The sequence below is a fragment of the Streptomyces sp. NPDC093097 genome (genome assembly GCF_044754325.1).
Lineage (GTDB): Bacteria > Actinomycetota > Actinomycetes > Streptomycetales > Streptomycetaceae > Streptomyces.
Genome location: NZ_JBIVOW010000009.1, coordinates 133,812 through 148,186, shown reverse-complemented (window position 1 = coordinate 148,186; position 14,375 = coordinate 133,812). Strand labels below are relative to the sequence as shown.

Below are 14,375 nucleotides of genomic sequence, written 5' to 3'. Positions count from 1 at the left end.
CCGGCCCGGGCTCCCTCAGAAGCCGAACTCCTGGGTCCACCACGGGCCGCCCGGGCCGAAGTGGGCGCCGACGCCGAGGGTCTTGTACTCGCAGTTGAGGATGTTGGCGCGGTGGCCCGGGCTGGTCATCCAGGTGTCCATCACCGCCTGCGCGTCGGCCTGGCCGCGGGCGATGTTCTCCCCGCCGAGGTCCGTGACGCCCTGTGCGCGGGCCCGGTCCCAGGGCGAGTGGCCGTCCGGGTCGGTGTGGCCGAAGAAGTCGCGCCGCGCCATGTCGTCGCTGAACGCCTGGGCCAGATCGCCCAGTTCGTCGCCGGCGGTCACCGGCGAGCAGCCCGCCCGGGCGCGTTCCTGATTGACCAGCCGCACCACCTCGGCCGCGGCCGAGGCCTCGGTGCCGCCGCTGACGCTCGGGCCGACGGTCGGCGAAGCGGACTGCTCGGGCACGGTGGCGGTCGGCTCGCCGGTGGGCTGCGCGGTGGGCCGGTCGGACGCCTGAGGGGAGGGGGAGGCGGCGGGCCGGGACGCGGCGGGGGAGGCACTGGGCGCGGACGGGGAGGGGGCCGAAGAGGTCCGCCCGCTGCCCCGGGACGCGGGCTTCCCGCCGCCGCGCTCGGTCGCGTCCGGGACGCCGACCGCCGGCGCGGAGGAGGTCTGCAGCGGTATGCCGACCGTCGGGGCGCCGGCATCGACCCGGTCGGTGCGGTCGCCTCCGCTGCCGACCTCCACGAACCGCCCGCTGCCCGGGACGAGTCCGGTCGTCACCGCCACCGCGCCCATCGCCACCGCAGCGGAGGCACCGAGCAGTCCGGTGCGCACCGGCGCGGTCCGGCGGGCCGCCCGGTGTCCCCGGCGTGCCGCGGGCGCGCCCACCGGTCCGTCAACGGGCCCCGTACGAACGGGTTCCGAAGCGTGGGGAGCAGAGCGTCGATGGCGGCCCATCCGCAGAAGTTCCTTCCGTCCAGCGTCAAACCGGCTCACCCATAAGGGTGAGCCCTCGCTGTCGGGGGACTGTACGCCATGACGTCAGGGGCAGATGTGCCTGCTGAGCAATTGGCCGGTTAACGTGCACACATGGATGAGCACGTGCGGATGACCGCGTGGGTACGCGGGCGGGTCCAGGAAGTGGGGTTCCGTTGGTTCACCCGCGCGAACGCCTTGCGCATCGGCGGACTCGCCGGCTTCGCGGTCAACCTCGGTGACGGCCGCGTCCAGGTCGTCGCGGAGGGCGCCAAGGAGCGCTGCGAGCAGTTGCTGGAGTGGCTCCGCACCGGGGACACGCCCGGGGCCGTCGCCGGGGTCACTGAGATTTGGGCCACGCCGCGGGGCGGCTACGACGGCTTCGAGATCCGCTGACCGGGCCGGGAGGAAGCCGCTTCGACGGCCGCGTCCGACGCTCTCGCGGGTGCCGGTTCGTGAGCGGCTTACGGGAGATAAGCCCAGGTGGTTGCCAACTCGGCCGACCCGTGCAAGGCTGCCGCTGTACGGATGATCTCCACGCCCCATGGGACCTTTCTGGGGAGTAACGCGCTCTGCTTTGGCGGCACGCGCACTCTCAGGTGCCCGAGGATACGGGGTGTGATCGTGTTGACCCCCCATCCGTTTGGTGAGACTCTGGAATCCCCGCGCACCTTAGCTGTTTGGCATTGAGTACACCTGGAGAATGACAAGCACCGCGGGTGCGAATCCCTCACGACCCACACCGCTTCGGTCGGTCACTCATTGTGGAGGACCATCCATCATGGCAAAGGCGCTTCTCGGTTACGTCGGCGGCTCCGACCCCCGAGTCCTCGCCGAGATGCGACGGCTTCAGCAGCGCGTACAGGACCTCGAATCCGAACTCATTCGGATGCAGGCCGAGAACGACATGCTCTCCGCTGCCGCGCGTCGCGACGACTCGGTGCTCGACATCGACGTACCCCAGGCGGAGCCCGCGCTCACCTGACCCCGACCGGGGTCGGACGGGCTGCACGCCAGCCGCTTGAGGCACCGCACGCTTCAAGATCTGCACTTCAAGATCTGCAAGGGACGCTTCGGCGTCCCTTCGTCGTTTCCCCGTCGTCCCGCCCCTCGGTCATTCCGCCCGGTCGCGCTTTTCCTTCTCCGGGCCGCCGGGTATCGGGTGCCCTCCGGTCACTTCCGTCGCGGGGAGTTTCCCCTGCCCCTCGGCGTCGTCCTTACCGCATGATGTGCCCTTCCCTTTACCCGGTGAAACCGGCCTCTTACAGCTCGGTTGAACCGGTGGCGAAGGGTGGCGGACATGTGGGGGTCGTATGAGGCAACGGCGGCCGCCGGAATGGTGCGGAGGGGGCGGGCGGAGCGGCCGGTAGAGTTCAAAGGCGTGCATCTGAAGAGTCTGACCCTGCGAGGCTTCAAGTCCTTCGCCTCCGCCACGACGCTGCGGTTCGAACCGGGCATCACCTGTGTCGTGGGCCCCAACGGTTCCGGCAAGTCCAATGTCGTGGACGCGTTGTCGTGGGTGATGGGGGAGCAGGGAGCCAAATCGCTGCGCGGCGGGAAGATGGAGGACGTCATCTTCGCCGGGACGACCGGGCGGCTGCCGCTGGGCCGCGCCGAGGTCTCGCTGACGATCGACAATTCCGACGGTGCGCTGCCCATCGCATACGCCGAAGTCACCCTGACCCGGACCATGTTCCGCAACGGCGGCAGCGAGTACCAGATCAACGGCGACACCTGCCGGCTGCTGGACATCCAGGAACTGCTCTCCGATTCCGGTATCGGCCGCGAGATGCACGTGATCGTCGGGCAGGGGCAGCTGGACTCCGTCCTGCACGCCGATCCGATGGGCCGCCGGGCGTTCATCGAAGAGGCCGCCGGTGTGCTCAAGCACCGCAAGCGCAAGGAGAAGGCGCTGCGGAAGCTGGACGCGATGAAGGCCAACCTCGCCCGTGTCCAGGACCTGACCGACGAGCTGCGGCGGCAGCTCAAACCGCTGGGGCGGCAGGCCGCGGTCGCCCGGCGGGCCGCCGTCATCCAGGCTGATCTGCGCGACGCCCGGCTGCGGCTGCTCGCCGACGACCTCGTCACGCTGCGCCGGGCGCTGGCCGCCGAGATCGCCGACGAGGCGGCGCTGAAGGAGCGCAAGGAGACGGTGGAGGCGCGGCTGCGCACCGCCCGGCAGCACGAGGCGGCGCTGGAGGCGGAGGTGCGGGCGCTGGCGCCGCGGGTGCAGCGGGCCCAGCAGACCTGGTACGAGCTGTCGCAGCTGGCCGAGCGGGTGCGCGGGACGGTGTCGTTGGCCGAGGCCCGGGTGCGCAGTGCGGCGGCGGCCCCGCCGGAGGAGCGGCGCGGGCGGGACCCGGAGGACCTGGAGCGGGAGGCCGCCCGGATCCGTGAGCAGGAGGCGGAGTTGACCGCCGCGCTGGAGGCGGCGAGCCGGGCGCTGGAGGACACCGTCGAGCATCGGGCCGTGCTGGAGCGGGAGTTGGCCGACGAGGAGCGGCGGCTGCGGGACGCGGCCCGGGCGTCGGCCGACCGGCGCGAGGGGCTGGCCCGGCTGAGCGGGCAGGTCACCGCCGCCCACGGCCGGGCCGCCTCGGCGCGGGCCGAGATCGGCCGGCTGGCCGAGGCCCGGGACGCCGCCCGGGCCCGGGCGGTCGCGGCCCAGGAGGAGTACGAGCAGCTCAAGGCCGAGGTCGACGGGCTGGCCGCGGACGACGAGGAGATCGCCGGCCGGTACGAGGCGGCCCGGCGGGAGCTGGCCGAGGCGGAGGCCGCGCTGGGCGCGGCGCGGGAGGCGCTGACCGCGGCCGAGCGGGAGCGCGCCGCGACCGCAGCCCGGCACGACGCGCTCGCCCTCGGGCTGCGCCGCAAGGACGGCACCGGTGCGCTGCTGGCGGCCGGGGACCGGATCGGGGGACTGCTCGGGCCGGCGGCCGAACTGCTCACCGTCGCGCCCGGTTTCGAGGTCCCGGTGGCGGCCGCGCTGGGCGCCGCGGCGGACGCGGTCGCGGTCACCGACCCGGCCGCGGCCGCGGAGGCGCTGCGGCTGCTGCGCAAGGAGGACGCGGGGCGGGCGGCGCTGGTGCTGGCCGGCAGTCGGCCGGCGCGGGTGCCGGCGCCGGCCCGGGCGCGGGAGGACGTGGCGGCCGTCGCCGCGGTGGAGGGCGCCGAGCGGGCCGGTGGCGAGGCGTCCGGCGGGGCCGGGAGCGGCGGTGCGCCGCCGGCTCCGCGGCCGGTCGGCGCGCCGGTGCCGGCCGAGGAACTGGTCGGCGGGCCACGGGAGTTGACCGCCTCGGTGGCCCGGCTGCTGCGGGACGTGGTGGTGGTCGGGACGCTGGCGGAGGCCGAGGAGCTCGTGGCGGCGCGGCCGGAGCTGACCGCCGTCACCGCGGAGGGCGATCTGCTCGGGGCGCACTTCGCGCAGGGCGGTTCGGCGGGGGCGCCGAGCCTGCTGGAGGTCCAGGCCTCCGTCGACGAGGCGGCCGCGGAGCTCACGGAGCTGGTGGCCCGCTGCGACGGGCTGGACCGGGCGCGGCAGGTGGCGGAGCGGCGGCGTGCGCAGTGCGCCGCGCTGGTCGAGGAGTGGGACGCCCGGCGGCGCGCGGGCGACCGGGAGAAGTCGCAGGTCGCCGGGGACCTGGGGCGGTTGGCCGGGCAGGCGCGGGCCGCCGCGGGGGAGGCCGAACGGTCCGACGCGGCCGCCGCCCGGGCCGAGGAGGCGCTGGCGCGGGCCACCGAGGAGGCGGAGGAACTGGCCGCCCGGCTCGCCGCGGCCGAGGAGGCGCCCGGCGCGGCCGACGAGGAACCGGACACCTCCGTTCGCGACCGGTTGGCGGCGGACGGCGCCAACGCCCGGCAGACCGAGATGGAGGCCCGGCTCCAGGCGCGTACGCACGAGGAGAGGGTCAAGGGGCTCGCCGGGCGGGCGGACGCGCTGGACCGGGCGGCGCGGGCCGAGCGCGAGGCGCGGGCGCGGGCCGAGCGGCGGCGGGCACGGCTGCGCCACGAGACGGCGGTGGCCGGGGCGGTGGCCTCGGGGGCGCGGCAACTGCTGGCGCATATCGAGGTGTCGGTGGTCCGGGCCGAGGAGGAGCGGGCCGCCGCGGAGCGGGCCAAGGACGAGCGGGAGCGGGCGCTGGCGGTCGCCCGTGAGGAGGGCCGCGGGCTGGCCGGCGAGCTGGACAAGCTGACCGACTCGGTGCACCGCGGTGAGGTGCTGGGTGCGGAGAAGCGGCTGCGGATCGAGCAGTTGGAGGGCCGGGCGCTGGAGGAGCTGGGGGTGGAGCCGGCCGCGCTGGTGGCGGAGTACGGCCCCGACCAGCCCGTCCCGCCGTCCCCGGCGGCCGAGGGCGAGACGCTGCCCGAGGCCCCCGACGACCCGCGCAACCAGCCGGTGCCGTTCGTGCGGGCCGCGCAGGAGAAGCGGCTGAAGGCCGCCGAGCGGGCGTACCAGCAGCTCGGGAAGGTGAACCCGCTGGCGCTGGAGGAGTTCGCGGCGCTGGAGGAGCGGCACCAGTTCCTCAGCGAGCAGCTTGAAGACTTGAAGAAGACCCGCGCTGACCTGCTGCGCGTGGTCAAGGAGGTCGACGAGCGGGTCGAGCAGGTCTTCACCGAGGCGTACCGCGACACCGCGCGGGAGTTCGAGGGTGTCTTCGCCCGCCTCTTCCCGGGCGGCGAGGGGCGGCTGGTGCTGACGAACCCGGACGACATGCTGGCGACCGGGGTGGATGTGGAGGCGCGCCCGCCGGGGAAGAAGGTCAAGCGGCTCTCGCTGCTGTCGGGCGGGGAGCGTTCGCTGACCGCGGTGGCGCTGCTGGTGTCGATCTTCAAGGCGCGGCCGAGCCCGTTCTATGTGATGGACGAGGTCGAGGCGGCGCTGGACGACACCAATCTCCAGCGGCTGATCCGGATCATGGAGGAGCTCCAGGAGAGTTCCCAGCTGATCGTGATCACGCACCAGAAGCGGACGATGGAGGTCGCCGACGCGCTCTACGGCGTCTCGATGCAGGGCGACGGCGTCTCGAAGGTGATCAGTCAACGGCTGCGCTGAGCACGCCGGGTGGGCCCGCGGCGGGCCCGTGACGGTTTCTCGTCACTTCCTGAAGATCAATTCAGAACTTGAATGGAAGCCGCGCCGGGCAGGTGAGGAAGGCGTCAGCTCGGAGGTATTGACTTCGAAACTTAAACGCATAGTCTCTGCAACGTTGCTTTTACCTTCAAGTGGTGGGTACCCCCGACGTGTGCACCACTTGTAGGGCCAGCCCCCTACGCCCGGCAGCGCAGCCGGGCCACTGGAGTTCACGTTGACCAGCACCGCGCAGCCGACGGTCCCGGAAGGCCGCAAGGCCCAGCCGGAACACCTCGGCCATGTCATCTTCATCACCGCGGCTGCCGCGATGGGCGGCTTTCTCTTCGGCTATGACAGCTCCGTCATCAACGGTGCCGTCGAGGCCATCCGCAGCCGCTACGACGTGGGGTCCGCCGTCCTCGCGCAGGTGATCGCCATCGCCCTGATCGGCTGCGCCGTCGGTGCCGCCACCGCCGGCCGGATCGCCGACCGGATCGGCCGGATCCGGGTGATGCAGATCGCCGCGGTGCTGTTCACCATCAGTGCGGTCGGCTCCGCGCTGCCGTTCGCCCTGTGGGACCTGGCGATGTGGCGCGTCCTGGGCGGCATCGCGATCGGCATGGCCTCGGTCATCGGCCCGGCCTACATCGCCGAGGTCTCGCCGCCGGCCTACCGCGGCCGGCTCGGCTCCTTCCAGCAGGCCGCCATCGTCGTCGGCATCGCCGTCTCCCAGCTCGTCAACTGGGGCATCCTCAACCTCGCCCACGGTCAGCAGCGCGGCAAGATCGGCGGCCTGGAGGCCTGGCAGTGGATGCTCGGCGTGATGGTCGTCCCCGCCATCCTCTACGGTCTGCTCTCCCTGGCGATCCCCGAGTCGCCGCGCTTCCTCATCTCCGTCGGCAAGACCGCCCGCGCCAAGGAGGTGCTCGGTGAGGTCGAGGGGCACGCGGTGAACCTCGACGCCCGGGTCGCCGAGATCCAGGACGCGATGCGCCGCGAGCACAAGTCGACCTTCAAGGACCTGCTCGGCGGCAGGAAGGGCTTCCTGCCGATCGTCTGGGTCGGCATCGGACTCTCCGTCTTCCAGCAGCTGGTCGGCATCAACGTCGCCTTCTACTACTCCTCGACGCTGTGGCAGTCGGTCGGGATCAACCCGGAGAGCTCGTTCTTCTACAGCTTCACCACCTCGATCATCAACATCATCGGCACCGTGATCGCGATGATCTTCGTCGACCGGATCGGCCGCCGCCCGCTGGCGTTGATCGGCTCGGCCGGTATGGCCGTCGCGCTCGCCCTGGAAGCCTGGGCCTTCTCCGCCAAGACCGGGGCCGGCACCCTGCCGGCGCTCCAGGGCACCGTGGCCCTGATCGCCGCGCACGGCTTCGTCCTCTTCTTCGCGCTCTCCTGGGGCGTCGTGGTCTGGGTCTTCCTGGGCGAGATGTTCCCGAACAAGATCCGCGCCGCCGCGCTGGGTGTCGCCGCCTCCGCGCAGTGGATCGCCAACTGGGCGATCACGGCCAGCTTCCCCAGCCTCTCCGACTGGAACCTGTCCGGCACCTACGTGATCTACACGTTCTTCGCCCTGCTCTCGATCCCCTTCGTGCTCAAGTTCGTGAAGGAGACCAAGGGCAAGGCGTTGGAGGAGATGGGCTAACCCCCCCGCCAGCCCACTCCTCGGCTCTCACTGCTGCCCCGGCTCACCCGAGCCGGGGCAGCAGTGGTTTCCGCGGCCGGGCACGCCGCCTCGCGCCCCTACGGGAGGAGCGGGCTGCCCCCGGGTATCTCCACCCAGCGACGGGGCGGGCCGGTCACGGCTTCCGGATCCGTCACGCGCACCCCGGCCGCCGCGGAGGCGTACGCCAACGCGGCGGCGTCGTACAGGTCGTCGGGCAGCGCCCAGCTCCAGAAGCGGTGGGTCCAGTGGGCCTCGGGCACCTCGTCGGACGGGGGCAGGCCGATCTCCTCGGACAGCTCGATGCGGCCGTCGCGCGCGAGCGTGCCGAACGTGCCGCCCATGGGATTGACGAACAGGCCGTACGCGGTGGTGCCGGGGGAGAGCGCGGCCAGCGGCGGGTCGGTGCTCAGCACGTAGGACGACCACTGGACCAGGACGCAGCCGCCGGGCACCCCCGTCACCCCGACCCGGCGGTGGGCCTCGGCGCCGTACGGATCGAGACCCCAGGAGGCGGGGTCGGACGGATCCGCGCCGGGCCCGGGCGCGAACACCGGGCAGTCGCCGGGGTCGCGGCCCAGCCGGCGGACCGCCTCCTCCTCGCCGATGCCGGCGACGAACGCCACCGACATGCCCCCGGTGCGGACGCCGCGGAAGATCGCGGTCCGCTCGTCCGCGTCCCGCTGGGCGGCGCGCTCCTCGGGTGTCGGCTCCACCGCCCCCGGCAGCCCGGCGAACAGCGGGGCCAGCGGTGTGGTCAGCGCCAGCCGGCCGGGGGAGCGGCCGCCGATCTGCGGGCGCCAGGCGTCCGCGCCGGCGCGCAGCAGCACCTCGGCGGTCTCCTCGGAGCCGTGGCAGACGGCGTGCCACAGCGGGGTGCAGCCCTCGCCGTCCGGTGCGTCCACCGCCGCGCCGTGATCCAGGAGCGCGGCGACGGCCTCGGCGGAGCCGTGCGCGGCCGCCAGATGGAGCGGGGTCTCCCCTGAGCCGGGCGCCAGGGCGGTCGGATCGGCGCCGCGGTCCAAACGGGCCAGTACCAGCGCGGTGTCCCGCCAGTGGCGCCGGCCCAGGAGCTCCCAGTCGCCGCGCGCGGCATCGGGGGCGGGCGGGGCCCACGCCCGCTCCGCCGGCTCGGGCGGTCGGGCCAGGATCTCCGCGGGGCCCGGGCCGACGGTGCGCAACCCCCGCGACGGGGCACCCTCCGCCGGCTCGGCGTCCCGCCAGACCTCCCGCGCCTCGCCGGCCGCCACCCGCAGCGGCCCGGCGTCGAAGACGGTGACCGTCTCGGGCACCTGCTCGTCCGGCCACTCGACCACCAGCTGGGTGGCGCCGGCCGGCGGCAACTGCGAGAGGTGCAGCTCCAGTTGATAGTGGAAGGCGCCGCCGGAGCCGCCGCTGAGCCGCAGGGTCGGGCCGCGGCGCCCGGCCGGCGGCCAGGGCTCGCCGTCGAGCGTGGTGACCTTCCGTCCGTCGGCCAGCAGCAGACCGCAGCGCAGCGCCCCGCCGCCCGGGTGCCCGTACGGCGACGTTCGCCCGCCGGGACGGATCCGCCGCAGGAAGACCGAGAGCCGCATCGTCACCGAACCCGGCCAGACGTCCCACCCGGTGAGCAGGATCCGCGCGTCGGGGCCCGCGCCGGCCTCGGCGACCTGCGGGAGCCGGGCCGGGACGTACCACTGGCAGGGCGTGAACTCCTCGTCGTCGCCGGGTGCGTAGGGGCCCAACTCCAGGGTGTCCTGCGAGGGTTCGGGGGGTGGTGCGGAGGCGGGCAGACCGTCGAAGAAGCTCATGCCCCGATCGTGACACCCGCCACTGACAATCGCGTGCTGCGCGGGCGCGGCCCGCTGCGACCTCAGCCCGCCACGTGCGGCAGCACCCGTTCCGCGAACAGCCGCAGCGACCGCCAGCCCTCCTCGACCGGCAGACCGCCGCACAGCGGATGCAGTATCAACATCCCCTGGGTGCCGTCCTCTTGGGCCAGTCGCACGCAGGCGTCCGGCGTGACGATCCGGTAGACGCCCTCGGCGCGCAGTGCCGCGGTGTCCTGCGCGGCGGAGCGCACCGCCGAGTGGCTCCCCGCGGACTGCCAGGCCGCGTACCGCCGCGCCTCGTACAGCAGATGGCCGCCGTACGCCTGCCAACTCCGGTCCGGATCCTCGGAGAGGTGCAGCAGGCAGGTGCGCGGCGGCGGTTGCAGCACCCAGCCGTCCGTTCCGGCCGCGGCGCACTGCTCGTGGTAGTAGCGCTCCAGCTCCGGTAGATGGGCGCTGGGGAAGAGCGGCAGTCCCAGACGGGCCGCGCGCCGGGCCGCGGGTCGCGAGCCGCCCCCGATGAGCAGCGGCGGGTGCGGCCGGGAGTACGGGCGCGGGGTGACCTGGACCGTGCGCCCCCGATAGCGGAACGGTTCGCCGGTCCAGGCGTCCAGCAGCGCCCGGAGCACCTCGTCCTGGAGTGCGCCGCGGTCGCGCCACTCCTTGCCGTGCGCCGCGTACTCCTCGGGCCGGTAGCCGAGGCCGGCGACGGTGATCAGCCGGCCGCCGCCGAGCAGATCGAGCACGGCGAGGTCCTCGGCCAGCCGCAGCGGGTCGTGCAGCGGGGTGATCAGGGCGGAGACGGTGACGCCGATCCGGCGGGTGGCGCCGAGCACGGCGCCCGCGAAGGCGAGCGGGGAGGGCATCCAGCCGCTGTCGGTGGCGTGGTGCTCCTCGGTCTGGATCATGGCCAGACCGTGGTCGTCGGCGTACCGGGCCATCTCGACGGCGGCCCGGTAGCGGGCGGAGAGTTCCCCCGGCGCGGCCGGCGGGCCGGCGAGGTTGAAGCGCAGGACCGTGGTGGGTGCGGCAGAGCCGGCGGACATGGCAGGTCCCCTTCGCCGGAGCAGGTGGCGAAGGGGACCGTAGCTGACGATACGTCAGTTCACCAGGTTCGTGCCGGGATCCGGCCGGTGGTCAGTCGACCGTGACGGCCGGCCGCTCCTCGTCGGACCCCGCGGCGGGGTCGGATGCCGGGGCGCCGTTCTCCTCGGCGGCCGGCAGGACCGCGAAGACCACCGCGGCGATCAGGATGGTGACCGCCCAGCCCAGGCCGTTCCGGCCGATCCAGGTGTCGGCCAGGGGGCCGGTGAACCACTGCACCTTGGTGAAGGCCAGGCCCGCCAGCAGGGCGAGCGCCCAGGCCGTCAGGGCCTGCCAGCAGAAGCCGCCCTTGTACCAGTAGCGGCTGGTGCGGCCGATGGTCATCAGGCTCTCGGCGTGGTAGCGGACGGCCTTGTTGCGGCGGCGGGCCATGTCGATGCCGTAGACGCCGATCCAGGCGGAGAAGGAGACCGCGAGCAGCGTCAGGAAGGCGATGAACTGGCCCACGAAGTCCTTGGCCACCAGCATCATGAACAGCCCGCCGACCAGGCTGATGGCGGCGTTGACGCTGACCGCCAGGGCGCGCGGCAGCTTGACGCCCATGGTCTGCGCGGTGAAGCCGGCGGAGTACATCGACAGGCTGTTGATCAGCATCATGCCGATCAGCGCGGTGATCAGGTACGGGATCGCGATGGCCGACGGCAGCACCTGGCCGAGGAAGGACATCGGGTCGGTGTTCTGGTTGGCCAGCTCCGGGTTGGAGACGGCCATCACGCCACCCATGACCACCATGGGGACCAGCACCAGGGCCGCACCGGAGACGGTGGTGCCGACGATCTTCTTGCCCGAGGCGGAGTGCGGCAGGTAGCGCGCGAAGTCCGGGCCGGTGGGCACCCAGCTGAGGCCGCCGGCCGCGATGGTGCCGATGCCCGCGATCATCATCGCGCCGCTGCCCGGGGACTTGGAGAAGATCGCGCCCCACGGCATCTCGACGATCAGGTAGACCAGGACGACGACGCTGATGAGGCTGAAGAGGTACGTGGAGTACTTGTTGCAGACGTTGAGCGCCTTGCGGCCCATCCCGCTGACCAGGAACGTGCAGGCGACGAAGGCCAGCAGGGTCACCACGACCAGGACGTTGTTGGTCTGGATGCCGAACACCAGGCGGAGCACGGTCAGGATCGCGTAGGCGCCGCTGACCGCGTTGATCGTCTCCCAGCCGAAGCGGGCGACCCACAGGATCGCGCCCGGGAAGTAGTTGCCGCGCACGCCGAAGGCGGCCCGGGAGAGCATCGCGCCCGGTGCGCCGCCCCACTTCCCGGAGACCGACAGCAGGCCGACGATCCCGAAGGAGAGGGTCGAGGCGATCGCGGCCACGACCAGGACCTGCCAGAAGTTCAGACCGTTGTTGATCACCAGGGAGGCGCCCATGGTGAGCAGCAGCACGCTGATGTTCGCCGCCACCCAGGTCGGGAAGAGCTCCCTGACCTGTCCTCGGCGTTCGTGGTCCGGAACCGGCTCGATACCGCGCGTTTCGACGGCGCCGTCGGCGTCGGGGGTGGACGTGGATGTGGACGTGGTGCTGGTGCCCATGGGTGCAGCTGTCTCCGTGCGGGGGGTCTGGGGCACCCCCCGGAAAGGAGGTGCAGGCAGCGGCTGTGGTGCCTGGCCAGAAGTGGTTGCCAGGACTCTACGCGCGTCGCGCAGCCGTCCACCATCGTACTTTGGTCCAAGTTCTCTCGATCCGTCCCCTTGGACCCCTTGACGATCGCACGAAATTTCCGGCTCTGTCGATGAACCCAGTCACACCCCCGTGATCAGGACATACGCGACGCGGTCGGCCGCCCGCCGTCCGCTCCCGCGTGCCACCGGGCCGGTTCCCGCCCCCGTCACCGTCCCGTCGGAGAGACGTATGTCTCGTTTGAGCGAGGGGAGGCGGCCACCGGGGCGCGCACCTCCAGGTCCCGCCGTCGAACGCCCGTCCACCGGGCCGACGACGGGAGGGCGGTCACCAGGGACCAAGGCATGACGCACCGGAATTGGTGCAAGGTGATTCCGATGAACGACAGCGAACCCGCACAGGAGGCCGATGTGCCCGCCAAGACGTGCCAGTGGTGCCAGGGCACCGGCTATGTGGCCCAGGCCCTGGCCTACGCCCCCGGTGTCGACCCGTTCCAGGGCCCGTACGAGACCGTCCAGCGGGCCGGGGAGTGCCGGCACTGCCGGGGCTCGGGGAAGTACGACTCCGACCGCGACCCCACCCTGGAGCGCTGGCGCACCGAGGAGCGCCGGGAGTCCTGAGGGGGATCGCTCAAGGGTCCCGGGGACCCGGGAAGCCCCGCCGGGATCCGGGTCGGATCCCCGGCCGCGTGCGGCTGTCCGCAGTGGGGCGTGGCTGATACTGGAGGGGTTATGGAAACCGTCATCCTTGCCGTAGTCATCGCAGTGGTCGTGCTCGGCGCGATCAGCGGGCTCGTCGTCAGCGGCCGCAAGAAGAAGCAGCTGCCGCCGCCGGCCGCCCCCAAGCCCTCCGTCACCGCGCCCCCCGCCGAACCGCAGGTCGGCGAGGAGGCCGAAACCCCGCGCGACGAAGAACGTCGCACGATCGAAGAAGTCGAGTTGCCCACGGCCGAGGCCCCCGCGGCCGAGGCCGAGGCGCCGGTCGCCGAGCCGGAGGCGCCCGCGGCGCCCGCCGTCGAGGTCCCCGAGCCGACCGCCGGCCGCCTGGTCCGGCTGCGCGCCCGGCTCGCCCGCTCCCAGAACACCCTCGGCAAGGGCCTGCTGACCCTGCTGTCGCGGGAACACCTCGACGAGGACACCTGGGAGGAGATCGAGGACACCCTGCTCACCGCCGACGTCGGCGTCGCCCCCACCCAGGAGCTGGTCGAGCGGCTCCGCGAGCGGGTCAAGGTGCTCGGCACCCGCACGCCCGAGGACCTGCGCCAGCTGCTCCGCGAGGAGCTGCTCGCCCTCATCGGCACCGACGCCGACCGCACCGTGCACACCGCCAACGGCATCGGCAACGGCGGGGACGAGATCCCCGGCGTCGTGATGGTCGTCGGCGTCAACGGCACCGGCAAGACCACCACCACCGGCAAGCTCGCCCGGGTGCTGGTCGCCGACGGCAAGTCCGTGGTCCTCGGCGCGGCCGACACCTTCCGCGCCGCCGCCGCCGACCAGCTCCAGACCTGGGGCGAGCGGGTCGGTGCCCGTACGGTCCGCGGCCCGGAGGGCGGCGACCCGGCCTCCATCGCGTTCGACGCGGTCAAGGAGGGCATCGCCGAGTCCGCCGACGTCGTCCTGATCGACACCGCCGGCCGGCTGCACACCAAGACCGGCCTGATGGACGAGCTCGGCAAGGTCAAGCGGGTCGTGGAGAAGCACGGTCCGGTCGGCGAGGTGCTGCTCGTCCTCGACGCCACCACCGGCCAGAACGGCCTGGTGCAGGCGCGGGTCTTCGCCGAGGTCGTGGACATCACCGGTGTGGTGCTCACCAAGCTCGACGGCACCGCCAAGGGCGGCATCATCATCGCCGTCCAGCGTGAACTGGGCGTTCCGGTCAAGCTGGTCGGCCTGGGCGAGGGCGCGGACGACCTGGCGCCGTTCGAGCCCGAGGCGTTCGTGGACGCGCTGATCGACTAAAAGCGGCGGCACGGCGCGACGGCGGCGGCCCCCGGTACCCGTGGACGACGGGTGCCGGGGGCCGCCGCCGTTCCCGGAGAGCGTCCGGGGAAAGCCCTGTCCAGAACGTCCGGATCGAGCCAAGACGGTGGCCGGTCCGCTGCGGTCACCGGTCACATCCGGCCAATGCGATCGC

The 14,375-nt window shown here is 73.0% G+C and carries 10 protein-coding genes; 6 read left to right on the top strand and 4 right to left on the bottom strand.

Annotated elements, in window-relative coordinates; genetic code table 11:
- Window positions 1-15: 15 nt before the first annotated feature.
- Window positions 16-942 (bottom strand): CAP domain-containing protein, encoded by a 927-nt coding sequence (locus tag ACIQE0_RS17830; RefSeq protein ID WP_402333009.1) that lies wholly within the window; start codon window positions 940-942, stop codon window positions 16-18.
- A 132-nt stretch (window positions 943-1,074) separates the two neighbouring features.
- Here ACIQE0_RS17830 and ACIQE0_RS17825 point away from each other — a divergent pair, with 132 nt between their 5' ends.
- From ACIQE0_RS17825 to ACIQE0_RS17810, 4 genes are all read left to right on the top strand, one after another.
- Window positions 1,075-1,356: an acylphosphatase gene (locus ACIQE0_RS17825; protein ID WP_366330639.1), complete on the top strand. Its 282-nt coding sequence runs from the start codon at window positions 1,075-1,077 to the stop codon at window positions 1,354-1,356.
- A gap of 385 nt (window positions 1,357-1,741) precedes the next feature.
- Window positions 1,742-1,945: a hypothetical protein gene (locus ACIQE0_RS17820; RefSeq protein WP_039632428.1), complete on the top strand. Its 204-nt coding sequence runs from the start codon at window positions 1,742-1,744 to the stop codon at window positions 1,943-1,945.
- A 396-nt stretch (window positions 1,946-2,341) separates the two neighbouring features.
- Window positions 2,342-6,013: a chromosome segregation SMC family protein gene (locus tag ACIQE0_RS17815; RefSeq protein WP_402333005.1), complete on the top strand. Its 3,672-nt coding sequence runs from the start codon at window positions 2,342-2,344 to the stop codon at window positions 6,011-6,013.
- 253 nt (window positions 6,014-6,266) lie between these two features.
- Complete coding sequence (locus ACIQE0_RS17810) at window positions 6,267-7,685, top strand: sugar porter family MFS transporter (RefSeq protein WP_402333002.1); 1,419 nt, start codon at window positions 6,267-6,269, stop codon at window positions 7,683-7,685.
- A 98-nt stretch (window positions 7,686-7,783) separates the two neighbouring features.
- Here ACIQE0_RS17810 and ACIQE0_RS17805 read toward each other — a convergent pair whose 3' ends face one another.
- The 3 genes from ACIQE0_RS17805 to ACIQE0_RS17795 form a co-directional block, all read right to left on the bottom strand.
- Window positions 7,784-9,493, bottom strand: a complete 1,710-nt coding sequence (locus ACIQE0_RS17805; protein ID WP_402332999.1) for an ankyrin repeat domain-containing protein — start codon at window positions 9,491-9,493, stop codon at window positions 7,784-7,786.
- 62 nt (window positions 9,494-9,555) lie between these two features.
- The gene (locus tag ACIQE0_RS17800) at window positions 9,556-10,560 is read right to left on the bottom strand and encodes an LLM class flavin-dependent oxidoreductase (RefSeq protein WP_402332996.1); all 1,005 of its coding nucleotides are present in this window, start codon (window positions 10,558-10,560) and stop codon (window positions 9,556-9,558) included.
- A gap of 91 nt (window positions 10,561-10,651) precedes the next feature.
- Window positions 10,652-12,151 carry a cytosine permease gene (locus tag ACIQE0_RS17795; protein WP_366330634.1) on the bottom strand — a complete coding sequence of 500 codons (1,500 nt, stop codon included), beginning with the start codon at window positions 12,149-12,151 and terminating at the stop codon, window positions 10,652-10,654.
- Between the two features lie 465 nt (window positions 12,152-12,616).
- Between ACIQE0_RS17795 and ACIQE0_RS17790 the strand changes: the two genes are divergently transcribed.
- Window positions 12,617-12,859: a hypothetical protein gene (locus ACIQE0_RS17790; protein WP_366330632.1), complete on the top strand. Its 243-nt coding sequence runs from the start codon at window positions 12,617-12,619 to the stop codon at window positions 12,857-12,859.
- 111 nt (window positions 12,860-12,970) lie between these two features.
- Window positions 12,971-14,200: a signal recognition particle-docking protein FtsY gene (ftsY, locus tag ACIQE0_RS17785; protein ID WP_366330631.1), complete on the top strand. Its 1,230-nt coding sequence runs from the start codon at window positions 12,971-12,973 to the stop codon at window positions 14,198-14,200.
- The last annotated feature ends 175 nt before the right edge of the window (window positions 14,201-14,375 follow it).